The organism is Pseudomonas sp. Irchel 3H3, assembly GCF_900187635.1.
In the GTDB taxonomy this organism is placed as follows: domain Bacteria; phylum Pseudomonadota; class Gammaproteobacteria; order Pseudomonadales; family Pseudomonadaceae; genus Aquipseudomonas.
Genome location: NZ_FYEC01000016.1, coordinates 22,665 through 46,822 on the forward strand (window position 1 = coordinate 22,665; position 24,158 = coordinate 46,822).

Consider the following 24,158-nt stretch of genomic DNA (forward strand, 5'->3'; position numbering starts at 1 on the left):
TGGCTTAATTATGTCCATCAAGTGAAGTAACGACTCCACTTAGCAGACACCATATTCAAAAGATTAGACAGCCAACACGACACTACGCAAGCCAGAAAAAAAGCGCTTTGTATGCACATATTCCAGAAGCGCCAGCACAAACAAGATCTTAATATTCACACCAACTTAAACCGACATAAGTGGAATACAGTAGGCTGGGCAACAACCTGGCTAGCTCAGGTCGAGTCGAGCCTACTGCTTGTCCTTATACGCTGGCCGGCTCCAGCACCAGTTCGGTCGCCTCTGGACGCTTGAGCAGCGCATACACCACTGCCGTCAACAGGCTACCCGCGACAATTGCCAGCAAGTACAACAGGGCATGGTTGATCGCGTTGGGGATCAGCATCACGAACAGCCCGCCGTGGGGCGCCATCAGTTTGCAGCCGAAGTACATCGACAGCGCACCGGTCAGGGCGCCCCCGGCGATGCTCGCCGGGATCACCCGCAGCGGGTCCTTGGCGGCGAACGGGATCGCCCCTTCGGAAATGAAACACAGCCCCAGCACCAAAGCCGCTTTACCCGCCTCGCGCTCAGCCTGGGCGAACTTGCGCCGGGCGATGAAGGTGGCGATACCCAAGCCGATTGGCGGCACCATGCCGGCGGCCATGGTGGCGGCCATCGGTGCATAACTCTGCGAGGCCAACAGCCCCACCGAGAACGCATAGGCCGCTTTGTTGATCGGCCCACCGAGGTCAACACACATCATCCCACCCAGTAGTACCCCCAGCAGGATCGCATTGGTGGTACCCATGCTATCGAGGAAGTGGGTGAGTCCGGTGAGCATCCCGGCCACCGGCTTGCCCACCACGTAGATCATCACCAACCCGGTGAACAGGCTCGCCAGCAGTGGAATGATCAGGATCGGTTTCAGCGCTTCCAGGCTTTGCGGCAAACGAGCATAACGATTGATCGCCTGCGCGGCGTACCCGGCGATAAAGCCGGCAATGATCCCGCCGATGAAACCGGCGCCCAGAGTGCTCGCCAGTAAGCCGCCGATCATCCCCGGCGCCAGGCCCGGACGGTCGGCAATCGAATAGGCGATGTAACCCGCCAGCAACGGCACCATCAACTTGAACGCGGTTTCGCCGCCGATCTGCATCAAGGCCGCCGCCAGGCTGCCCTGCTCCTTGAACGCCTCGATGCCGAACACGAAGGACAAGGCGATCATCAGGCCACCCGCCACCACCATCGGCAGCATGAACGAGACGCCAGTCAGCAGGTGTTTGTAGACGCCAGTCTTCTGCGTCTTGACCGGGCTACCCGCCACGGCCGCTGCACTTTCCAGCTTGCCTTCGGCCAGCGCCTTGTTCAGGGTCGCCTCGGCTTGCTTGAGGGCGATGCTGGTGCCACAACGGTAGATTTTCTTACCGGCAAAACGCTCGGTTGGCACTTCAATATCTGCCGCCAGCAGCACCACGTCGGCCTCACTGATCGCCTGGGCGCTCAACGGATTGCGCGCTCCCACCGAGCCCTGGGTTTCCACTTGTAATTCGTAGCCCAGGCGCTTGGCCGCTTGCTGCAAGGCCTCGGCCGCCATGAACGTGTGGGCCACGCCCGTCGGGCACGCCGTGACCGCTACCAGGCGCGGCGCTGAGTGACTGGCGCTGACCGGCTCGGCCATGGCCAGCGGCGCGCTGTAGACCTGCGCTTCCTCCGCGCCCCGGCGCAGCACCCCATCGACATCCTGCAGGGCCTGGGACGGCGTGCTCTGGAACAGGCGCTTGCCGACGAACCGCGACAGGTCTACCGCACCGGTGCTGACCAGCAACACCCATTCGGCATCATCGATGACGGCAGCCGACAGCTGACGCTCCGGGTGCGCCCCATCGTGCACTTCGACACTGGTGCTCCAGCCCTGGCGCTGCGCCGCAGCGTCCAGCAGCCGGGCGCACAGCACACTGGTGACCATGCCATTGGGGCAGGCAGTAACAATGGCTAACTTCATGACCAACCCTCTTATTGTTCTGTCAGGGGGCGAACACGCACCGCCTGTTCAAGCTGCGCCAACTGCGCCGTGTCGTGGATGCCAAAACCGATCTGGGTTACTGCCTGCGCGGCAATCGCGGTGGCGGTGCGCAGCGTCTGCTCCGGGGTGTCGGCACTGAGCAGGCCGTGCAACATGCCCGCCAGCAAGGAGTCGCCGGCGCCCACCGTGCTGGCCACGCTGACCCTGGGCGGCGTGGCATGCAGCGCCGAGCCGACACTGAACCAGTTGACCCCATCGGCGCCGTGGGAAATCACCACGTGCTCGATACCTTGCGCGTGCAAGCGGCTCGCCGCCTCGGCCTGGGCCGCCAGCGACACCACCGCGCAATCGAGCACCTCAGCCAGCTCTTCGCTGTTGGGCTTGATCAACCATGGTCCGGCTGCCAGCCCTGCGCGCAGCGCTTCGCCGCTGGTGTCCAGGGCGACTTTCAAGCCCTTGGCCTTGAGCCGGCGCAACAGTGCCTGCAACCACTGGGCGCTGACGCCACGAGGCAGGCTGCCGGCAACCACCACCGCAGCATGCCCGGGGGCAATCTGCTCCAGCCGATCAAGCAACGCTTGCTGCGCCACCGCACTGATCACCGGGCCTGGACCATTGAGGTCGGTGATGCGTCCGTCGTCTTCGGCCACCTTGATATTGCTGCGGGTTTCCCCTGGAACGCGGACAAAGGCATCGACAAAACCACGACGGGCGAACAACGCCTCGAACGCCTGCAGGTTGTCCTCGCCGAGAAAGCCGCTGACGGTCACTTGGTGCCCCAGGTCGGCCAGCACCTGCGCCACGTTCACGCCTTTACCGGCAGCGTGGGTGTGCATGGCGGTGCTGCGATTGACCTGGCCGGGCGCCAGCAGCGGCAACTGCACCGTGAGGTCCAGGGCCGGATTGAGGGTCAGGGTTAAGATGCGGGCCATTACAGCGTCTCCACTAATTCACGCACTTGCTGTGCGCTGCCCACGGCCAATGCCTGTTGGGCCAATTGTTGTACCTGCGCCAGGCTCAGTTCACGCACCCGCGCCTTGACCTCGGCGATGCTGCGCGCGCCGACGCTCAATTCGTCCACCCCCAGGCCGACCAGCACCGGCACCGCCAGCGGATCCGCCGCCAGCTCGCCGCACACCCCCACCCATTTGCCATGGGCATGGGCGGCACGCACGGTGATGTCGATCAGTTGCAGGACCGCCGGGTGCAGGCCATCAGCCTGGGCCGACAAGGTCGGGTGACCGCGGTCGATGGCCAGGGTGTATTGGGTCAGGTCGTTGGTGCCGATGCTGAAGAAGTCGACTTCGCGGGCCAGGACCGGCGCCAGCAACGCAGCCGACGGCACCTCGATCATGATCCCCAGTTGCAGGTCGGCCACCGGGATTTCCAGGCGCAGGCGCTCGGTCATGTCCCGCGCCTGCCGCCACTCGTCGACGCTGCCGACCATGGGGAACATGATCCGCAGCGGGCGGTTGTCGGCGGCGCGCAACAAGGCGCGCAACTGCCCCTCCATGATTTGCGGACGCTGCAGAGTCAGGCGAATGCCGCGCACGCCGAGGAAGGGGTTTTCTTCCTTGGCGATCGGCCAGTAAGGCAGCGGCTTGTCACCGCCGACATCGAGGGTGCGCACCACCAGCGGACGTGCGCCCAAACCATCGAGCACCCGCCGGTATTCTGCTTCCTGGGTGGCTTCATCAGGGGCTTGCGGGTGGGCCATGAAAATCAGTTCGGTGCGCAGCAAGCCGATACCTTCGGCGCCCTGCTCCACCGCGCTGGCCACTCCGGCGCTTTCGCCAATGTTGGCGAACACTTCCACGGCATGCCCGTCGCGGGTCAGTGCCGGTTGATGGCGTTGTTCGGCGGCAGCCTTGAGGCGTTGCTCGCGGGTATCGCGCTCCTGGCTGGCGCGCTGCAAGGTTGCGGCATCGGCGTCGACATGCAATCGCCCACGCTGGCCATCGAGCAGCAACGGTGTGCCCGGGGCCAGCAGCAACACCGCCGCGCCGGCACCGACCAGCGCCGGGATTCCCAGTGCACGGGCGACAATGGCGCTGTGGGCGGTGGCGCCACCACGGGCGGTGAGAATGCCGGCCACGCGGGCCGGGTCCAGGCGGGCCACATCCGAGGGACCGACTTCATCCATTACCAGGATGTAGGGTTGCTCTGGCTCGCTTGGGGTCGGGATGCCACACAGTTGCGCCAGCACCCGGCGCCCGATGTCGCGCAAGTCCGCGGCCCGCTCGGCGAGCAAGGCATCCTGCAACGACTCCTGCTGCCGGGCCGCAGCCTCGATCACGGCCATCCAGGCCGCTTCGGCGCTTTCGCCCTGCTTCAGACGCGTATCGACTTCGTCCGTCAGCTCCGGGTCGTCGAGCATTTCCTGGTGGGTAATGAAAATCTCGCGAATGGCCTTGGCCTTGCTGCGCTGGATCAGGCCTTCGATGTCGCGGCGCACCTCGGCCAGGGCGGCGTGCAGACGCTCGCGCTCTGTCGCCGTGGACTCGCCGCGCAACGGGTATTCGATGGTTTGCTGGACCTGGATATGGGCAGGACCGATGGCGATTCCGGGGGCGGCGGAGATCGCCTGGATCAGGCTGCCGGAAGCCGGTGCGACCAGCACCTCGGTGATATCGGCGATGACTTGCGGCTGTGCGCTGATGGCGGGCAAGGGTTCAACCTCTTCACCCAGGCCCTCTTCGATCGCCGCCAACAAGGCCGGTAGCGCGTCGCTGGCAATGCTCGGCTCGGCGATCAGCTCCAGCACCTGGCCACGACGGGCACCCAGGCTCAGCAACTTGCTCAGGCTTTTCACCGAGACGGCACTGTCCTGGCCATCGACGATGCGCACGCGAATCTCACCCTCAAAACTCTTCGCCAACTGCGCCAGGATCTTCGCCGGGCGGGCATGCAGGCCGTGGGCGTTGGCCAGGGCGATCCGGGCGCTCGGCCAATCGGCCGGCAGCTCGCCGCCCAGCACTTCCAGCACCGCGCGCCGGCTGGTAGCGCGGCCCAACTCGTGGCCACGACCTTCAATCAGCAACGCGCACAAGCGTTCCAGCAAGGCCTGGTGGGCCTCGCCGAGGCTGGCCAGGCAAAACAGCCCGCTCAGCGGTTGGCCCAAGTAACGAATCGGCTTGTCCGGGGTGACAAACGCCAGGCCCGGACGCTTGACCGTTTGCTCGCTGTGCAACCACCACAACCCATCGCCCAGCGGCAACGCCTCGACCTGTTGCAAGACTGCCGAGAAGCCGTTGCTCACGCAGTCGGCCTGGCGCAACAAGCGCGCGCCGCGCCATACCAGTTCTTCAAAGTCGTCAGCGGACACGCCCAGGCCGATCATCTGCGCATCCAGCGCCAGTTCCTGCGGTGCCCCCTGCAGCAGTTTGAGCAACGCTTCGGCGCTACTGGCGCGGCGCAGGGCCTGGCCCAGGTCGGTTTCGCCGAGGGCGCGGGTGAGCAATTGCAGCAGGCGCAGGTGCTCATCGGACTTGGCCGCAATACCGATCGCCAGGTACACGATCTGCCCATCGCCCCAGTCCACGCCTTCAGGGAACTGCAACAGGCGCACGCCGGTGGTGTGCACCAGCTCGCGGGTATCCGGGGTGCCGTGGGGGATGGCAATACCTTGACCGAGAAAGGTCGAGCCCTGGGCTTCTCGCGCCTGCAACCCGCTGAGGTAACCCTCGGCCACCAGGCCATCGGCGACCAGTTTGTCGGCCAGCAGGTGCAATGCAGCGGCTTTATCCACAGCGCTCTGGGCCATGGATATCTGCTCTATGGTGAGCTCGAGCATCGGTTCTCCTTTTTGGTGCCTTGGGGCACCAGGTATTGTTTTGAATGAATCAGCTTAGGCTTTTATCCGTGCACTTTTTCAGGGCATTGTTTGGCAGTTACGCGGCAGACCGGACAAAAGAGTCAATAGTGCAGAAAATACGCCTGCTGAAACGTTTAATCTAGATTAGATGGCACGTTACTCGATAATCTCTCAGGCTTGAAGTCCAACCGGTCGGTTGCGTGCGACATTGGTCGGCTGCCTTATTCAGGTAGGATTGGCGAAAATGTCGGGGCACGCTCGAAAAAACAAGGAACTCCCGAGTTGAAACTCAGTGATATCGCCCAGCTCGCCGGTGTGTCCGTGACCACCGCCAGCTACGTCATCAATGGCAAGGCCGAACAGCAGCGCATCAGCAGTGCCACCGTCGAGCGCGTGCGCGCGGTGGTCGAACAGCACGGCTTCACCCCCAATCCGCAAGCGGCCGGGTTGCGCAGTCGGCATACCCGCACCCTGGGTTTCATTCTGCCGGACCTGGAAAACCCCAGTTATGCACGCATCGCCAAGCTCCTGGAGCAAGGCGCGCGGGCCCGTGGCTACCAGTTGCTGATTGCCAGCTCCGACGACGCCCCGGACAGCGAGCGCCAGTTGCTCCAGCTGTTTCGCGCACGCCGCTGTGATGCGTTGTTTGTCGCCAGTTGCCTGCCGGCCAGCGACGACAGCTATCGCCAGTTGCAGGCCAAGGGTTTGCCGATCATTGCCATCGACCGGGTGATGGAGCCAGAGCATTTCTGTTCGGTGATCAGCGATGATCGCGAAGCCAGTCTGCAGCTCACCCGCAGTCTGCTGACACCGGCGCCCCGGCAGATCGTACTGATCGGCGCACGGCCCGAACTGAGCATCAGCCAGGAGCGTGCCGCCGGATTCAAACAGGCGCTGGTCGACTTCCAGGGCCAGGTGCTGATCGAGCACAGCGAGTCGTTCAGCCGTGATGGCGGCCGGCAGTTGATGGAGGAGTTGCTGCAACGCCTCGGGCATTTGCCGGATGCACTGGTGACCACCTCCTACGTCCTGCTGCAAGGCGTGTTTGATGCCCTGCATGACTTCCCGCTGAAAAGCCGCCCGCTGCGCCTGGGCACCTTTGGTGACACCCAGTTGCTGGACTTCCTGCCCCTGCCGGTCAACGCCATGGCGCAGCAGCATCAACTGATTGCCGAAAAGGCCCTGCAACTGGCCCTCGCGGCCATCGAGGAAGCCCACTACCAACCCGGCGTCCAGGCCATCGCGCGGACTTTCAAGCAGCGTATTCATCAGGACTGAGCCGTGGAGCTGATCGACAGCCACACCCATCTGGACTTTGCCGACTTCGACGCCGACCGCCAGGCGCTGCTCACGCAAAGCCGTGCGCTGGGGGTCAGGCGCATGGTGGTGCTGGGGGTGTACCAGGCTAATTGGCAGCGCGTCTGGGACCTGGTGCAAAGTGACCCGGACCTGCACGCCGCATTCGGCCTGCACCCGGTCTATCTCGATCAGCATCGTCCCACCGACCTCAACGAACTGGCGGACTGGCTGACCCGCCTCGCCGGTCATCGGCAACTGTGCGCAGTGGGCGAGATTGGCCTGGATTTTTTTCTGCCAAGCCTGGATCGCCAGCGCCAGCAAGTGCTGTTTGAAGCACAACTGCAACTGGCCAAGGATTTTGCGCTACCGGCGCTACTGCACGTGCGCCGTAGTCACGCCGCGGTCATCGCCACCTTGAAGCGCTTCAAGTTGCCCCGCGGCGGGATCATCCATGCCTTTGCCGGCAGCCGGGAAGAGGCCCGCGAATACCTGAAGCTCGGCTTCAAGCTCGGCCTGGGCGGGGCCGCCACCTGGCCACAAGCCCTGCGCATGCACAAGGTGATCGCCGGGTTGCCGCTGGATTCGGTGGTACTGGAAACCGATTCGCCGGACATGGCGCCCGCCATGTACCCCGGCCAACGCAATAGCCCGACTCACTTGCCTGCGATTTGCGCGGCGCTGGCCGCAATCATGGCCATCAGCCCCGAACAACTGGCCGCGGCCAGCACCGCCAATGTCTGCCAACTTTTCAACTGGTAACCGGCTAAGCGTGTGCCCTGGCGGCCTGCAGCACCAACTTCAAGTGTTGCCGTTGCCGCGCATAACGCATCGCCACGAAGTAGATGAACAGCGCCAGTAGCGACACATTCAGTTGCTCGATTCCCGTCAACAGCCCCAGCCATTCCATCACCAGGGCCACCAGCAAGGCGCTGGCGATCATCACCCGCAGACTCGCGCGCAGCATGGTCAGTGAATCCAGGGCCTTGAGGCGCTTGAGCTCGGCAGGACCGCTGAGCTGCAGGCTTTTCTGGCAGTGATGACAGGTAAACGTCTCGTTGATCGCCATGGCATTCAGTTGCCAAGGCTTGAGCATCAGGGTGACCTGGCAATGAACACATTGCCCGGTGATTCCCTGGGAGGTGGCCGTCATGAGTTTGATCCTCGAGGCAGTGGCACATTCGCGGGTGCCAGTAAGCGCGCGAGCCACTGCTTATTGAAGACTAAAACCGCAGGCGCGCATTGGTTTCGGACCGAAGCCACAGGCGGAAGGAACTTGTACTACAGAGCATTCGAAGTCAGGCCGCCCCAGTCGACCTGACGCTGAGCATCACACGCGAAAGGCACTGATCAGATGTTTCAACTGCACCACCTGGGCCGACAACGCACGGCTGGCGTCCTCGGTCTGGTGCGCTCCTTCGGCGGTGCGCTCGCCGGCGCGGTTGATCTCGACGATGTTGCGGTCGATATCGTGGGCCACCGCCGTCTGCTGCTCGACCGCCGCGGCAATCTGCTGGTTCTGATCGACAATCATACCCACCGCCCCAAGGATGTTGGCCAGGGCCTTCTGCACCTTGTCCGACTGCCCCACCGTGCCACTGGCCATCTGGTGACTGATCCCCATGGCCTTGACCGCCGCGCCCACGCCACTGTGCAGCCTGGCGATCATCTGCTCGATTTCTTCGGTCGATTGCTGGGTACGCTTGGCCAGGGTGCGCACCTCATCGGCCACCACCGCGAACCCACGCCCCTGCTCCCCGGCACGAGCGGCCTCGATGGCCGCATTGAGGGCCAGCAGGTTGGTCTGCTCGGCGATGCTCTTGATCACTTCCAGCACCCGACTGATGGACTGGCTGTCACTGGCCAACTGGTTGATCACCAGCACCGATGCGTCGATTTCATGGGCCAACTGCGCAATGCTGCCCTGCTGGGACTCCACTAGCCCACGGCCACTGATGGTTTCGTCGTTGACACTTTGCGCGCTGTTCACCGCTGTCGCGGCACTGCGGGCGACTTCCTGGGCGGTGGCTGACATCTGGTTCATCGCCGTGGCCACCTGCTCGATCTGCGAGCGCTGCCCGGCCACTGCCTGATTGCTGCGGGCCGAGACCGTCTCCACTTGGCCGGCCTGACGCTCGACTTCGTTGACGGTTTGCCCCACCAGCTGGATCAGGTCGTGAATTTTTGCCACGGTGGCGTTGAACACCTTGCCCAGCTCCCCCAACTCGTCGCGGCTGTGCGCGGTGAAGGTGACCGTCATGTCGCCTGCGGCGACTTTGTCCATCACCGCCCCGAGGCGCTTGAGGGTGGTGCGCGTGGAAACGTAGAAACCGCCGTAGAGGTAGAAAATCAGCACGAACACCACCGACAGGGCCACGGCCTGCAGGATCATGTGCGTGCGGTTCTGCTCCAGGCGTTGCTGCAACTGCACGCCGAGAAAGCTCAGGGTCGCGTCGTTGAGTTGATAGGTCTGTTGCATCAGGGCGCTGACCTGGTCGTAGAATCCCTGCCAGGGCGCATCGAGGGTATCGGCCATCACCACTTGCTCTTCGAACAGCTCGCTGGCTTGCTTGAGCGTGGCCTGGCTGGCAGTAGCTGCCGGCTCCAGCACCTCACGCGCGGCATTGCTGGCGCCCAGCGCATCCTGCAGCTTGAGGGCGTACTCGGCCTGGAGCTTTTCCATCTGCGCCAGCAGCTCATCGAAGCGGGTGGAGGATGCCGAATTGAGGAACCCCTGCCCCAGGGAAAATGCGCCCATGGCCCGACCGTCGCCGAGGATCTGGGTAATGCGTGGGGTGACGGTGGTCAGCAGTTCACTCAGTTGGCGGATATCGCTCTGGTTGTCGCGGCTCAAGCCCGCCTGGCTGCTGATGATCTGACCAAAGATCTGCGCGTTGCCCAGCAGCTTGGCGATCATCGCGCTTTTGCTCTGCAGGGACTTTTCCGTCTGCTGGGCCTTGAACGCGGCAAGCATTTCATCGCGCTTGGCCTCGAACACGCTGACGTGCTCCGGGTTGTCGCTCATGGCGCTCAGGCCCTGCAGGCGGGCCAGGACCTGTTGCTCCAGGGCGCTGATTTTCGTTTCGATATCGCCAGCCTTGCCGGACTGCCCCAGGGTCGAGTTGATCTGCACCAGGTTGTTCAGGGTCTCCAGGTCGCGCCGCAGAGCCAGGCCACTGCCCAGCAGGTCGAGACTCTGCAATTCAATGCGGGTGCCCTGGAATTCGCGATAGGAGTCGCGCACCAGGTAGAAGTTGGTCACCAGCATCGGCAGCAGGAACAGCACACTGATCAGGCTGAACTTCATGCCGAAGCTCAGGCGATTCATCAGTGCCACGGCGGGATAGAGCAAACTCTTCACAAGAAGTCCCCCTTTTCATTTCTTATTTTTATCGGCAGGCACGCAAAGAAAGCAGATAGCCACTACGGCGCGCTGCTTCTGTATAGCTTAAATCGGCAGGAGTTTTTGTAACTTAAGGTTAACGAGCCGCAGACTGGGTTGGCGACCGCTTCGCGATCGGACGCAGCCTGCGGGATCGAATTAGAGCAGGACGGTCCAGAGGGCGAACCCGGCGTACCAGACCACGGCTGCGCGCAGCAGCAATTCCCACAATTGGTCCAGGCTGTTGATGCCCTCGGGGCCCGCTACGGGTGCCGGGATTTCACCCGCGACCTTGCCGGTTTTCTCGATCAACTGCGCGGCGCTGATGTTCCAGTTGAGCAATTCATGCAGCATCACCCGGCTGACCGCGACAAAGTTGCCCACCAGGGCAAAACTCGCTGCCAGCAGGCGCACCGGCAACCAGTCGAAGGCATGGCGCAACTGCGCCGCACGCTCGGCCAGTGCCGGCTGCTTGCTGTGCTCGGCCGCCAGGGCCAGCAAGCGATAACTCAAGGCCGCGACCGGACCGAGCAGGAAATACCAGAAAATCACCGCAAAAAAGCTCTGGTAGGCCTGCCACAACAAGCGGGCTTGCACCAGTTGCAGCAACTGCTCACCGCTGTCGGCACAAATCCCCAGGTCACGCTGGGCGACATGGGCGGCTGCTTGCAGGTCTTCGCGGCGCCAGGCATCGCGAAACGGCCCAAGCTCACCCAGAATGTCGCCCCGGCCCAGGCTGTAGATCACCACCAGCAAATGCACCGGCAAGGCCAACAGGCCATAGGCGACCGGCTCCAGCACCAGCAACAGCAAGCCGAGCAAGGCCACCGGCAACAACACCAGCAGGGCCAGCACCAGCCAGGGTTGGCGGCTCAGCCGGGGATGGCTTTCAAGCTTGGCCAACTCGCGCAGCCAACCGCTGTCGCGTTGTACCCGGTGGCGCAGTGCCGAAAACTTCTCGATCCATACGGCCAGCAGTAACACCACAAAACTCATTGTCCTTCCCCTTGTGCCAGGGCGGCGCGGTATCGCGTCCAGTCGAACGCCGGCCCCGGGTCAGTCTTGCGTCCAGGCGCGATATCGCTGTGACCCTGGATACGTTCAGTGGAGATCGCCGCAAACGCGCCCTGCAACTGCAGGGTCAAGGCTGTCAGCGCCTGGTACTGGGTGTCGGTGAACGGCAGATCATCGGTGCCCTCCAGCTCGATGCCCAGGGAAAAATCATTACAACCTTCGCGCCCCTCGAACAGCGACACACCCGCGTGCCAGGCCCGCTCAAGACAAGAGACAAACTGGGTGACGCTGCCGTCACGTTCGATCAGGAAATGCGCAGACACGCGCAGGTGAGCGATCCCTGCAAAATAGGGATGTTCGGTGACATCCAGGCGGTTCTGGAAAAACTCCTGCACCTTGCCCGTGGCGAACTGCGCCGGCGGCAGGCTGATGTTGTGGATCACCAGCAGGGAAATTTCGCCCGAGGGGCGCGCATTGAAGTTGGGTGACGGGCAATGACGCACACCTTCAAACCAACCACTCGCGGGGTCCAGCTGCATACAGGTTCCTTCAACAACGGCTTTGACAGGCTCCAGTATGCCGCGATCACCCCACGGGTGCGATCACTTGCCGCGATTGAGGCGCTGTCTGCGGCGTAATGCCCCGGCCAGGCATTTGTGATCTTGGGTTCACTCCCGGCATGGCCCTATAATCGTGACACTTTGTTTGTGGAGCCCGTTATGCCGAATCTACGCCTCGCCGACCTGACTGCCGAAATCGAAGCCAATGTGCGCCGTGCGCTGCTGGAAGACATCGGTAGCGGCGACATCACTGCACAACTGATCCCGGCCGAGCGCCTGGCCAAAGCCACCATCATTACCCGTGACGCGGCCGTCATCAGTGGCACCGCATGGGTCGATGCCGTGTTTCGGCAACTGGATCCGCGCGTCGCGGTGCACTGGCAGGTGCGCGACGGTGAGCGGGTGAACCCCAATCAACCGTTGTTTCATCTCGAAGGCCCGGCCCGTTCGCTACTGACCGGTGAACGCAGTGCGCTGAACTTCCTGCAGTTGCTGTCGGGGGTCGCCACCCGCGCCCAGTACCTGGCCGACTTTGTCGCCCAGACCCAGGTCAAGCTGCTGGACACCCGCAAGACGCTGCCTGGGCTACGCCTGGCGCAAAAGTATGCGGTGACCTGTGGTGGTTGCCATAACCACCGTATCGGCCTGTACGACGCCTTCCTGATCAAGGAAAACCATATCGCTGCCAGTGGTGGCATCGCCCAGGCCATTGCCGCCGCACACAAGATCGCCCCGGGCAAACCGGTGGAGGTGGAAGTGGAAAGCCTGGCGGAGCTCAAGGAAGCGCTGGCGGCCGGTGCCGACATCATCATGCTCGATGAGTTGAGCCTGGATGATATGCGCGAAGCGGTACGCCTGAACGGCGGCAAGGCGAAACTGGAGGCCAGCGGTGGGATCAACGAAAGTACGCTGCTGCCCATCGCCGCGACCGGCGTTGACTACATTTCGATTGGTGCGCTGACCAAGGATGTGAAGGCGATCGACCTGTCGATGCGCTTGAGCCTCTGAGGAGCATTTACAAGCGGCAAGCAACAAGCGGCAAGCGGATCTGCTTTGACTTGTAGCTTGCTGCTTGAAGCTTGAATCTGCCTTCAAACCACCAGATTGTTCATCTCGCAGTACTCCTGCCACTCGACACCCAGCACTTCGGCAGCCTCCTTGTGCAGCACCAGGCGTGCAGCCTCGAACTCTTCAGGGGTTGAGGTGTACTTGAGCGTCAATTCCCACGGCTGCAAGCCCTGGGATTCTGCCTCGTCTTCGAAGGCCCACTGGATCTGGTCTTTCTGATCGTCGGCACTCAAGTCCTTGATCTCTTCAGCCAACTGGGGCGACTCCTGCAGATAGGACTGCAGCGCTTGTTCGTGCCTGGCTTCTTGGGTCAATGCGTTAACGGTCATGGCGTTCTCTTTGATCTGGGGAATGGAAGATGGATCTGGATCATCAAGGATCTCTCTGACGCAAATAAACCGCGTGTTGCCTGGTGTATCTGGCCTTCAGAACCATTCGGGATCATTGGAAAACAGGTACTGCCTGGTGCCCGAGACAGGAATCGAACCTGCGACCTTCGCGTTACGAGTGCGCTGCTCTACCGACTGAGCTACACGGGCGGTGGGCTAAACCTAGCACTGACTTTGGGGTCAGGCAACTTCCCCAGTGGTGTCAATTTCTTGCAGGCAAAAAAATGCCCCGCAGCTTTCACTGCGGGGCATTTCTCGGAACGTTGAAGCGGTCAGGCGCAGGGCGTGATTAAACGCCCGAAGCCTTGGCTGCTGCTACGTCTTTGATGGACAGCTTGATACGGCCGCGGTTGTCCACGTCCAGTACCAGTACTTCCACTTCCTGGCCTTCTTTGAGGATGTCGGTCACTTTCTCTACGCGAGCGTCGCTCAGCATCGAGATGTGAACCAGACCGTCCTTGCCCGGCAGGATGTTGACGAATGCGCCGAAGTCGACGATGCGCTCAACCTTACCGACGTAGATCTTGCCGATCTCGGCTTCTGCGGTGATGCCCAGGACGCGCTGACGAGCAGCTTCAGCAGCTTCCTTGGTTTCGCCGAAGATCTTGATCGAACCGTCGTCTTCGATGTCGATCGAAGCCTTGGTTTCTTCACAGATCGCACGGATGGTCGCGCCGCCTTTACCGATGACATCACGGATTTTGTCGGTGTCGATTTTCATCGCGATCATGGTCGGAGCATTTTCCGACAGCTCAGTGCGGGACTGACCAATGATCTGGTTCATCTGACCGAGAATGTTCAGGCGCGCTTCCAGGGCTTGGCCCAGAGCGATTTCCATGATTTCTTCGGTGATGCCCTTGATCTTGATGTCCATCTGCAGCGCGGTAACACCTTTGGCGGTACCGGCTACCTTGAAGTCCATGTCGCCGAGGTGGTCTTCGTCACCCAGGATGTCGGTCAGGACGGCGAACTTCTCGCCTTCTTTAACCAGACCCATGGCGATACCGGCAACCGGTGCCTTCATCGGCACACCAGCGTCCATCAGGGCCAGGGAAGCGCCGCAAACGGAAGCCATGGAGCTCGAACCGTTGGATTCGGTGATTTCCGATACCACGCGGATGGTGTACGGGAACACATCGGCAGCAGGCAGCATGGCGGCGATCGAACGACGAGCCAGACGGCCGTGACCGATTTCGCGACGACCAGCGCCACCCATGCGACCACACTCACCTACCGAGAACGGAGGGAAGTTGTAGTGCAGCATGAACGGGTCTTTTTTCTCGCCTTCCAGGGTGTCCAGCAGTTGTGCGTCACGGGCAGTGCCCAGAGTCGCGACTACCAGGGCCTGGGTTTCGCCACGGGTGAACAGAGCCGAACCGTGAGTCTTGGGCAGAACGCCGACTTCGATGTTCAGCGGGCGTACGGTCTTGGTGTCGCGACCATCGATACGTGGCTTGCCGTTGACGATGTTTTCGCGAACGGTGCGGTATTCGATTTCGCCGAAAGCCGCTTTCACTTCGCTGGAAGAAGGCTGGCCTTCTTCACCGGACAGCTTGGCAACGACCTGATCCTTCAACTCGCCCAGGCGAGCGTAACGGTCGGCCTTGACGGTGATGGCGTAAGCCTGGGAGATAGCGTCGCCGAACTCGGCACGGATAGCGCCCAGCAGTGCAGTGGCTTCAGGCTGTGGAGCCCAGGTCCAGGTTGGCTTGGCAGCTTCGGCAGCCAATTCTTTAACAGCGTTGATCACCACCTGGAACTCGTCGTGAGCAAACAGTACCGCGCCCAGCATCTGGTCTTCGGTCAGCTCTTTGGCTTCCGATTCAACCATCAACACGGCTTCCGAAGTACCGGCAACGACCATGTCCAGGCTCGAAGCTTTCTGTTGTTCGTAAGTCGGGTTCAGCAGGTAGCCGGTGCTTTCGTGGAACGCAACGCGGGCAGCGCCGATCGGGCCATCAAAAGGAATACCGGAGATGGCCAGGGCAGCCGAGGTACCGATCATCGCAGCGATGTCCGGATCGGTCTTCTTGCTGGTGGAAACGACGGTGCAGACAACCTGCACTTCGTTCATGAAGCCTTCTGGGAACAGCGGACGGATCGGACGGTCGATCAGTCGGGAAGTCAGGGTTTCTTTCTCGGAAGGACGGCCTTCACGCTTGAAGAAACCGCCCGGGATCTTACCGGCAGCGTAAGTCTTTTCCTGGTAGTGAACGGACAGAGGGAAGAAGCCTTTGCCTGGATCGGCTTGCTTGGCACCAACGACAGTCACCAACACGCTGACGTCGTCGTCAACGGTGACCAATACTGCGCCGGAGGCCTGACGGGCGATACGGCCAGTCTCGAGGGTAACGGTCGACTGACCGAACTGGAATTTTTTGATTACCGGGTTCACGGTGTCCTACCTTCTTTGTGGCTCTTGGGGAACTTGTCTTCTTGCGAAATTCTTGGGCAATGTCGGGAATCGGCCCAACGCCTGTCCAGGGTAAAACGTGTATCCAGATAAAACTTGAGGCTGGGAGCCTGCCATGCGCCAGCGGGAATCCCACTGACGTACGACAGACAACCAACCTCTAGCGCAATCGCTTATTAGCGACGCAGACCCAGGCGACCGATCAGAGTCTGATAACGACCCAGATCCTTGCCTTTCAGGTAGTCCAGCAGCTTACGACGCTGGTTTACCATGCGGATCAGACCACGACGGGAGTGGTGATCTTTACCGTTGGCCTTGAAGTGACCTTGCAGCTTGTTGATGTTGTGGGTCAGCAGTGCAACTTGCACTTCTGGCGAACCAGTGTCACCAACAGCTTGCTGGTAGTCAGCTACGATTTGTGCTTTTTCTTGAACGTCGAGAGCCATGAGGCAATCCTTTTATCAGGAAACCACCCAAAGGGCAGTTTCAACAGGCCAGGGACAAATCCCTGTATCTAAAAATGAGTAGTGACCGTGCCTGTTAACAGCCACCCTCGTCCGGTCATTCTGACCGAATCAGTCGACGTGGCGCGATGCGCCCGTCTTCGCTCACTTCACCGATACCGATGAAGCGACCGTTGTGATCCTGTACCCGTACCATGCCGAACTTCGGTGCATCCGGGGCGCGAACCGGCTGGCCGTTGAGCCAGTAGAACGAGCTGTGCTCCGAGAACTGCAGCAGCGGCCAATCCAGCAAGCCGCTGTCCGATGGCATCAGGAAACGGTCAACCGCTTCGTTGCCGCCTTCGGCATGTACCGCTTCCAACTCTTCCAGCGTGACCGTCTGGGCCAGGCTGAATGGACCGGCTTGGGTACGTCGCAGTTCTGCCACGTAAGCGCCACAGCCGAGCTGTTCACCAATATCCTCCACCAGGGTACGGATATAGGTGCCTTTGCTGCAATCTACGGCAAAGCGCGCAGTGTCACCTTCAAAGGCCAGCAATTCCAAGCGCGCAATAGTAACAGATCGCGGTTCGCGCTCCACCACTTCGCCTGCTCGTGCCAGCTTGTACAACGGCTGGCCATCGCGTTTGAGTGCCGAGTACATCGGCGGTATCTGACTGATTTTCCCGCGAAAACTGGGCAATACAGCTTCGATATCGGTGCGACCAACGGTCACCGGGCGTTCCTGCAAAACGTCACCCTCGGCATCCGCCGTGGTGGTGGTCTTGCCCAATTGCGCCAGGGTTTCATAACCCTTGTCGGAATCAAGCAGGTATTGCGAGAACTTGGTCGCCTCACCGAAGCACAGCGGCAACACGCCGGTGGCCAACGGGTCGAGACTGCCAGTGTGGCCAGCCTTTTCGGCATTGAGCAACCAGCGCACCTTCTGCAAGGCAGCGTTGGAGGTGAACCCCAACGGCTTGTCGAGCAGGATGATGCCGCTGACGTTACGACGGATACGTTTGACCTGAGCCACCGATTACTCCTTGGTGTCTTCGGTTTCTGCCGCGACCGGGTGCTGATTGTCTTCAGCCACGGCGCGCTCGATCAATGCCGACAGATGAGCACCACGTACGACACTTTCGTCATAGTGGAAGTGCAGCTGGGGAACGCTGCGCAGCTTCATCTCGCGAGCCAGCTGCATGCGCAGGAAGCCTGCAGCAGAGTTCAGCACCTTGATGCTTTGTGCGATGTCCTCGGCACTGTCCTGGCCCATCACGGTGATGAAGATCTTGGCGTGACCGACGTCACGGCTGACTTCAACAGCGGTAATGGTGACCAGACCAACACGCGGGTCTTTGACTTCACGACGGATCAGTTGTGCCAGCTCACGCTGCATCTGATCGCCGATACGTTGGGTACGGCTGTATTCTTTTGCCATGTCTTGTTACCTGTTACTGCCTCACGGTGAAACCCGTGTGGTCTGAAAGCGGCAAACGCCCGGCCTGACAGAAGCCAGACCGGGCGTTGCGTTTAGAGTCCGGGCGATGCGCCGTGCATTTGCATGCGGCTGCCCATCACGGCTCTTGAAGTGCGCGAGTTAGAGGCTGCGAGCAACCTGAACCTTCTCGAAGACTTCGATCTTGTCACCGACTTTGACGTCGTTGTAGCTCTTCACGCCGATACCGCATTCCATGCCAGCACGTACTTCGGAAGCGTCATCCTTGAAGCGGCGCAGGGATTCCAGCTCGCCTTCGAAGATAACGATGTCTTCACGCAGTACACGGATTGGACGGTTACGGTGCACGATACCTTCAACAACCATGCAACCGGCGATCGCGCCAAACTTCGGCGAACGGAACACGTCGCGGACTTCAGCAATACCCAGGATGTTCTCCCGGACGTCGCTGCCAAGCATGCCGGTCAGGGCCTTCTTGACGTCTTCGATGATGTCGTAGATCACGTTGTAGTAACGCATATCCAGGCCTTCCTGCTCGACGATCTTGCGCGCGCCAGCATCGGCACGCACGTTGAAGCCGAACAGTACAGCGTTGGAGGCCAGTGCCAGGTTGGCGTCGGACTCGGTGATACCACCGACACCGCCACCCACTACACGCACTTGCACTTCGTCGTTACCCAGGCCGTTCAAGGCGCCGTTCAACGCTTCCAACGAACCACGAACGTCAGATTTGAGGACGATGTTAAGCGTCTTCTTCTCTTCCTGGCCCATGTTCTCGAAGATGTTTTCCAGCTTGCCTGCGTGAGCACGAGCCAGTTTGACTTCACGGAACTTGCCTTGACGGAACAGAGCCACTTCACGGGCTTTCTTCTCGTCGGCAACCACGCTCATCTCGTCGCCAGCGTCCGGGGTACCGTCCAGGCCGAGGATCTCGACAGGGATGGAAGGACCGGCTTCCTTGATTGGCTTGCCGTTCTCGTCGAGCATGGCACGTACACGGCCATAGTTCGAACCGACCAGGACCATGTCGCCTTGGCGCAGGGTACCGTCTTGAACCAGAACGGTTGCAACCGGGCCACGACCTTTGTCGAGACGCGATTCAACCACAACACCGCGACCTGGGGCCGATGGGGTTGCTTTCAGTTCGAGAACTTCGGCTTGCAGCAGGACGGCTTCGAGCAGTTCGTCTACACCGGTACCGACTTTCGCCGAAACCGAAACGAATGGCGTATCACCGCCCCACTCTTCCGACGTCACGCCGTGAACCGACAGTTCGCTACGGATGCGATCGAGATCGGCGCCCGGCTTGTCGATTTTGTTCACTGCAACGACCAGAGGAACACCAGCGGCCTTGGCGTGCTGGACAGCTTCAATGGTCTGCGGCATCACGCCGTCGTCCGCTGCAACTACCAGGATCACGATGTCGGTCGCCTTGGCACCACGGGCACGCATGGCGGTAAACGCGGCGTGACCAGGGGTGTCAAGGAAGGTGACCATGCCGCGTTCGGTTTCAACGTGGTATGCACCGATGTGCTGGGTGATACCGCCGGCTTCGCCCGCAGCTACCTTGGCACGACGGATGTAGTCGAGCAGCGAGGTCTTACCATGGTCAACGTGGCCCATTACGGTCACGACTGGCGCACGGGAGAAGGTCTCGCCTTCAAACTTCAGGGACTCAGCCAGGGAATCTTCCAGGGCGGTGTCGCTGACCAGGGTCACTTTGTGGCCCAGCTCTTCAGCAACCAGTTGAGCAGTTTCCTGATCAAGCACTTGGTTGATGGTCGCTGGAGTACCCAGTTTGAACATGAACTTGATGATTTCAGCAGCCTTGACCGACATCTGCTGGGCGAGATCGCCCACAGTGATGGTCTCGCCGATCTTCACTTCACGCACGACAGGGCCGGTTGGGCTCTGGAAACCGTGGGCGTTGCGTTTTTTCAGCTTGGCCTTGCCGCGACCACCACGACGGAAGCTGTCGCTTTCTTCGTCGGTAGTACGTGGCGCAACACGTGGAGCAGGCGCTTTTTCCTTGACCGAAGCACGATGCGGAGCGTTTTTGCGCTCACCATCGCCACTGCCACGACGACTGTTGTCGTCTGCACGTGGTTTGTCCGGACGGCGCTGTTCGTTCTGCTTGTTGCGAACGTCAGCAGACGGTGCTGGAGCAGCAGCCACCGGTGCGCTCTCACGCACTGGCTCGGCAGCCGCAGCAGGCGCTGCAACAGCGCCGGAAGTAGCGGTTTGCGCAGCAGCAGGCTGGCGACGCGCTTCTTCTTCGGCGCGGCGCTTGGCTTCTTCTTCAGCCTTCTGACGTGCAGCATTTTCTACTGCGCGACGTTCTTCCAGTTCGCGTTTGCGCTCGGCTTCGATTTCTTCCGGGCTGCGCTGTACGAAGACTTTCTTCTTGCGTACTTCAACGCTGATGCTTTTGCTGCCAGCAACACGCAGGGTGCTGGTGGTTTTACGCTGCAACGTGATCTTGCGCGGTTCTTCCACTTTCGCCTTGTGGCTGCTTTTCAAGTGAGTCAGCAAAGATTGCTTCTCACTGTCGGTCACATGTTCCTCGGCGGCGGTGTGCGGCAGACCTGCCTCACGCATCTGCTGCAGCAGGCGCTCTACCGGTGTTTTGACCTCATCGGCCAGTTGTTTCACCGTGACTTGCGTCATGCACTTCTCTCCTCAGGCCGCGCCTATTACTCGAACCAATGGGCTCGGGCGGCCATGATCAACTTGCCGGCACGATCATCGTCAATGCCGTCGATGTCGAGCAGGTCGTCAATAGACTGCTCGGCCAGGTCTTCGCGGGTAATTACGCCGCGCACCGCCAGTTCCATCGCCAAATCCTTGTCCATACCCTCAAGCGAGAGCAGGTCTTCGGCCGGATGGGCGTCTGCCAGCTTTTCCTCAGTAGCGATGGCTTTAGTCAACAAACGATCCTTGGCCCGAGCGCGAAGCTCGTTGACGGTGTCTTCGTCAAAGCCGTCGATGTTGAGCATTTCTTCCAACGGTACGTAGGCAATCTCTTCCAGGCTAGTGAAGCCTTCATCTACCAGCACCTGTGCCAGGTCTTCGTCGACTTCCAGCTCGTCGATGAAGTTGCGCAGGATATCGCCGGTTTCTGCTTGCTGCTTAGCCTGGATGTCCGATTCGGTCATCACGTTCAGGGTCCAGCCAGTCAGCTGGCTAGCCAGACGCACGTTCTGACCACCGCGACCGATGGCCTGAGCCAGATTGTCTGCGCCAACGGCGATGTCCATTGCATGGGCATCTTCGTCAACGATAATTGCCGCAACCTCAGCCGGGGACATGGCGTTGATCACGAACTGCGCTGGGTTGTCGTCCCACAGGACGATATCCACACGCTCACCGCCCAACTCACCGGACACTGCCTGGACACGCGAACCGCGCATACCAATGCAAGCGCCCTGCGGGTCGATGCGTTTGTCTTTCGAGCGGACTGCGATCTTGGCACGCGAACCCGGGTCACGGGAGGCAGCCATTACTTCGATCAGGCCTTCAGCGATTTCCGGCACTTCAATGCGGAACAACTCGATCAGCATTTCCGGCGCGGTACGCGACAGGATCAACTGCGGGCCGCGGTTTTCAGTGCGGATTTCCTTGAGCAGCGCACGCAGACGCACGCCCACCCGGAAGGTTTCGCGAGAAATGATGTCTTCACGGGCCAGCAACGCCTCGGCGTTGTTGCCCAGATCGACGATCACGTTGTCGCGGGTGACTTTCTTCACGGTCCCGGAGATGATTTCCCCCAGGCGCTCGCGATAGGCATCAACCACTTGTGCGCGTTCTGCTTCGCGAACTTTCTGCACAATGACTTGCTTGGCAGTCTGTGCCGCGATACGGCCGAACTCGATCGACTCGATCTTCTCTTCGACGACATCGCCTACCTGGGCGCCCGGATGCGTTTGCGCAACCTTGCTCGGCCAGGTTTCGATGGCCGGGTCGTCCAGGTCTGCTTCTTCGACGACCGTCCAGCGACGGAAAGTCTCGTAAGCACCGGTGTGGCGATTGATTTCCACACGCAGATCGACTTCGTCCTCGAACCGCTTCTTGGTAGCAGTGGCCAGGGCCAGCTCCAGCGCTTCAAAAATTACGTTAGCCGGTACGCCCTTTTCATTGGATACCGACTCAACAACCAGCAGTACTTCTTTGCTCATCGTACGCCTCGCCTTTCGCAAGCCATTGGATCCGCGGGATCCGCAGTTTCTGGCACGTCTCAGTCAAAACTGGGAATAATGTTGGCCTTGTCGATCATATCGATCGGCAACAGGAACTCATGGTCTTCAACCTGCACCACGACGTCCTGCTCTTCTACGCCGCGCAGAAGGCCCTGAAAGTTGCGTCGACCTTCAAAAGGCGAGCGCAGCTTGATCTTCACTTGTTCACCGGCAAATTTTGCAAACTGCTCAATAGTGAACAGCGGGCGTTCCATGCCAGGCGAGGAAACTTCAAGGGTGTACTCAACGGCGATTGGATCTTCAACATCCAGCACACCGCTGATCTGACGGCTGACGATGGCGCAATCGTCCACCAGCACGCCGCCCTCTTTATCGATATAAACGCGCAACATGGAGTGACGACCTTGAGCCGAAAACTCAATACCCCAGCATTCATAGCCTAGGGCCACGACCACCGGGGCCAGCAAGGCCTGCAACTGTTCTAGCTTGCTCGACACCTGAACCCCCTCGTGCATGTATGTGCATGCTTTGCAAAATAAAAAAATGGGCGAAAAGCCCATCCCTGAAACGCCGTCGAATAGCGGCGTTGAAAGTGTCCAGCTAACAAAAAGCCCCTTAAAAGGGGCTCCTGAAACTGGTTGCGGGGGCCGGATTTGAACCGACGACCTTCGGGTTATGAGCCCGACGAGCTACCAGACTGCTCCACCCCGCGACAAAGCTGGGGCGGAAGTATACGACCGATCCCTGACAGGGTCAATGTAACCTTCCACCTACAAGAAAGCCCGCAACAGCGGGCTCTCCTGATAATTGGTACCGAGAAGGGGACTCGAACCCCTACACCCTATGGGCACAACCACCTCAAGGTTGCGTGTCTACCAATTCCACCACCTCGGCAATACTACGTTTGAAACCCTTCTTACTTTTGCTCTTGAGCTGGAGGTACGTCAGTCGCATTGGTTGCCGACTTTTGCTCTTCAAGCACCGGCACATCATCAGAAGCCGGTTTTTGCACTGGTACTTCAAGAACCGCTGGGTTTGGCAAACCTACTTGAGTCAGCTGTTGAGCTTTCTCTTTAGCAAAGTAACCTAACCCTAAGCTGGTTATGAAGAAACCTGCGGCAAGTATAGCAGTAAACTTACTAAGAAAGGTAGAGGAACCTTGGCTTCCGAACACAGTATTTGAAGCACCTGCTCCGAAAGACGCGCCAGCGTCCGCACCCTTACCCTGCTGCAGCAATACCAGAGCAACTACGCCCAATGCACCCAGCAGATGAAAAACGACTACGACTGTTTCCAGCATTTTCTCAGTTTCCCGCGGCACGAATAATCGCACCGAACTCATCTGCATTCAGGGAAGCCCCACCAATGAGCCCCCCATCGATATCCGGCATGCCGAACAGTTCGACCGCATTGGCCGCCTTCACGCTGCCGCCGTATAGAAGCCGCACACCTTGTGCGACTTCAGAATTCTTTGCCGCCAACTGCGCGCGAATGGCTGCATGCACATCCTGCGCTTGTTGCGGCGAAGCAGTCAGCCCGGTGCCAATGGCCCAGACCGGCTCGTAAGCAATGACTGCCTTGGCAAAGACACCAACACCCAGCTCCTCGATGATGCTGTCCAGCTGACGCCCGACAACTTCAAGAGTTTGTCCGGCTTCACGCTGCTCGAGGGTTTCCCCTACACACAACACCGGAGTCAAGCCACATGCCTGTGCCGCTGCGAACTTGCGAATCAGCATCTCGTCGCGCTCGCCCATTATCTGGCGGCGTTCGGAGTGCCCTACAAGCACCAGGGAACACCCTGCATCCACCAACTGACTCGGCGCAACTTCACCCGTCAGTGCACCTTGCATGGCTTCCACCGCAGAATTCTGCGCGCCGACCGAAATCGACTTGCCTTCCAGGCCATCAACCACTTGGTTGATAAACAAGCAAGGTGGGAATACCGCGACATCAACACCGCTCGGCAAGGCCAGACCACCGAGACCTTCGATCAGCTCAGCGACGCTGGCGCGGGTACCGTGCATCTTCCAGTTACCAGCTACCATAGGGCGACGCATGCTTTACCTCGTCGGTCAAAGTGGGCGCAGATGTTACCCAACCACATCATTGCTGGCAA

20 protein-coding genes and 3 tRNA genes are annotated in these 24,158 nt (G+C 60.4%); 3 read left to right on the forward strand and 20 right to left on the reverse strand.

What is annotated here, in order from left to right:
* Positions 1-244: 244 nt before the first annotated feature.
* Genes CKW24_RS17620 through ptsP form a run of 3 tightly spaced genes read right to left on the reverse strand, consistent with a single transcriptional unit; the run spans position 245 to position 5,798 of the window.
* The gene (locus tag CKW24_RS17620; protein ID WP_095169448.1) at positions 245-1,984 is read right to left on the reverse strand and encodes a PTS fructose-like transporter subunit IIB; all 1,740 of its coding nucleotides are present in this window, start codon (positions 1,982-1,984) and stop codon (positions 245-247) included.
* Positions 1,985-1,995: 11 nt separating this feature from the next.
* Positions 1,996-2,937, reverse strand: coding sequence for a 1-phosphofructokinase (gene pfkB / locus CKW24_RS17625; protein WP_095169449.1), 942 nt, complete (start codon positions 2,935-2,937; stop codon positions 1,996-1,998).
* Positions 2,937-5,798: a phosphoenolpyruvate--protein phosphotransferase gene (gene ptsP / locus CKW24_RS17630; protein WP_095169450.1), complete on the reverse strand. Its 2,862-nt coding sequence runs from the start codon at positions 5,796-5,798 to the stop codon at positions 2,937-2,939. Before ptsP ends, pfkB begins: the two co-directional genes overlap by 1 nt.
* A 303-nt stretch (positions 5,799-6,101) precedes the next feature.
* On the opposite strand from ptsP, the gene cra reads away from it, so the two are divergent.
* Both cra and CKW24_RS17640 read left to right on the forward strand, forming a co-directional pair.
* The gene (gene cra / locus CKW24_RS17635) at positions 6,102-7,097 is read left to right on the forward strand and encodes a catabolite repressor/activator (RefSeq protein ID WP_095169451.1); all 996 of its coding nucleotides are present in this window, start codon (positions 6,102-6,104) and stop codon (positions 7,095-7,097) included.
* A gap of 3 nt (positions 7,098-7,100) precedes the next feature.
* Complete coding sequence (locus CKW24_RS17640) at positions 7,101-7,877, forward strand: TatD family hydrolase (RefSeq protein ID WP_095169452.1); 777 nt, start codon at positions 7,101-7,103, stop codon at positions 7,875-7,877.
* Between the two features lie 4 nt (positions 7,878-7,881).
* Here the strand turns inward: CKW24_RS17640 and CKW24_RS17645 are convergent, their stop codons facing one another.
* The 4 genes from CKW24_RS17645 to ampD all read right to left on the reverse strand — a co-directional run bounded on the left by CKW24_RS17645 (position 7,882) and on the right by ampD (position 12,050).
* Complete coding sequence (locus CKW24_RS17645; protein WP_095169453.1) at positions 7,882-8,268, reverse strand: hypothetical protein; 387 nt, start codon at positions 8,266-8,268, stop codon at positions 7,882-7,884.
* 177 nt (positions 8,269-8,445) lie between these two features.
* Positions 8,446-10,476 (reverse strand): methyl-accepting chemotaxis protein, encoded by a 2,031-nt coding sequence (locus CKW24_RS17650; RefSeq protein ID WP_095169454.1) that lies wholly within the window; start codon positions 10,474-10,476, stop codon positions 8,446-8,448.
* Positions 10,477-10,656: 180 nt separating this feature from the next.
* Entirely contained in the window at positions 10,657-11,493 is an 837-nt protein-coding gene (ampE, locus tag CKW24_RS17655) for a regulatory signaling modulator protein AmpE (protein WP_095169455.1), read from the reverse strand.
* Positions 11,490-12,050, reverse strand: coding sequence for a 1,6-anhydro-N-acetylmuramyl-L-alanine amidase AmpD (gene ampD, locus CKW24_RS17660; protein WP_095169456.1), 561 nt, complete (start codon positions 12,048-12,050; stop codon positions 11,490-11,492). Before ampD ends, ampE begins: the two co-directional genes overlap by 4 nt.
* 180 nt (positions 12,051-12,230) lie before the next feature.
* Between ampD and nadC the strand changes: the two genes are divergently transcribed.
* Positions 12,231-13,079, forward strand: a complete 849-nt coding sequence (gene nadC, locus CKW24_RS17665; protein WP_095169457.1) for a carboxylating nicotinate-nucleotide diphosphorylase — start codon at positions 12,231-12,233, stop codon at positions 13,077-13,079.
* A gap of 83 nt (positions 13,080-13,162) precedes the next feature.
* Here nadC and CKW24_RS17670 read toward each other — a convergent pair whose 3' ends face one another.
* The 13 genes from CKW24_RS17670 to tpiA form a co-directional block, all read right to left on the reverse strand.
* Positions 13,163-13,468, reverse strand: a complete 306-nt coding sequence (locus CKW24_RS17670; protein ID WP_095169458.1) for a DUF6388 family protein — start codon at positions 13,466-13,468, stop codon at positions 13,163-13,165.
* A 134-nt stretch (positions 13,469-13,602) separates the two neighbouring features.
* Positions 13,603-13,678, reverse strand: a tRNA-Thr gene (locus CKW24_RS17675).
* Between the two features lie 139 nt (positions 13,679-13,817).
* Positions 13,818-15,923, reverse strand: coding sequence for a polyribonucleotide nucleotidyltransferase (pnp, locus tag CKW24_RS17680; RefSeq protein WP_095169459.1), 2,106 nt, complete (start codon positions 15,921-15,923; stop codon positions 13,818-13,820).
* Between the two features lie 194 nt (positions 15,924-16,117).
* Positions 16,118-16,387 (reverse strand): 30S ribosomal protein S15, encoded by a 270-nt coding sequence (gene rpsO, locus CKW24_RS17685; protein WP_003177875.1) that lies wholly within the window; start codon positions 16,385-16,387, stop codon positions 16,118-16,120.
* 115 nt (positions 16,388-16,502) lie between these two features.
* Entirely contained in the window at positions 16,503-17,420 is a 918-nt protein-coding gene (gene truB / locus CKW24_RS17690) for a tRNA pseudouridine(55) synthase TruB (protein WP_095169460.1), read from the reverse strand.
* Positions 17,421-17,423: 3 nt separating this feature from the next.
* A complete protein-coding gene (gene rbfA / locus CKW24_RS17695; RefSeq protein WP_095169461.1) occupies positions 17,424-17,825 on the reverse strand; it encodes a 30S ribosome-binding factor RbfA in 402 nt (133 codons plus the stop codon).
* Between the two features lie 159 nt (positions 17,826-17,984).
* Positions 17,985-20,510, reverse strand: coding sequence for a translation initiation factor IF-2 (gene infB, locus CKW24_RS17700; RefSeq protein WP_095169462.1), 2,526 nt, complete (start codon positions 20,508-20,510; stop codon positions 17,985-17,987).
* A 26-nt stretch (positions 20,511-20,536) separates the two neighbouring features.
* Positions 20,537-22,018, reverse strand: coding sequence for a transcription termination factor NusA (gene nusA, locus CKW24_RS17705; RefSeq protein WP_071485563.1), 1,482 nt, complete (start codon positions 22,016-22,018; stop codon positions 20,537-20,539).
* A 59-nt stretch (positions 22,019-22,077) separates the two neighbouring features.
* Positions 22,078-22,536, reverse strand: a complete 459-nt coding sequence (rimP, locus tag CKW24_RS17710; RefSeq protein ID WP_159987310.1) for a ribosome maturation factor RimP — start codon at positions 22,534-22,536, stop codon at positions 22,078-22,080.
* Positions 22,537-22,674: 138 nt separating this feature from the next.
* A tRNA-Met gene (locus CKW24_RS17715) sits at positions 22,675-22,751 on the reverse strand.
* Positions 22,752-22,847: 96 nt separating this feature from the next.
* A tRNA-Leu gene (locus tag CKW24_RS17720) sits at positions 22,848-22,933 on the reverse strand.
* Between the two features lie 22 nt (positions 22,934-22,955).
* The gene (gene secG / locus CKW24_RS17725) at positions 22,956-23,339 is read right to left on the reverse strand and encodes a preprotein translocase subunit SecG (protein WP_095081642.1); all 384 of its coding nucleotides are present in this window, start codon (positions 23,337-23,339) and stop codon (positions 22,956-22,958) included.
* A 4-nt stretch (positions 23,340-23,343) separates the two neighbouring features.
* Positions 23,344-24,099 (reverse strand): triose-phosphate isomerase, encoded by a 756-nt coding sequence (gene tpiA / locus CKW24_RS17730; protein ID WP_095169464.1) that lies wholly within the window; start codon positions 24,097-24,099, stop codon positions 23,344-23,346.
* Positions 24,100-24,158 lie beyond the last annotated feature (59 nt).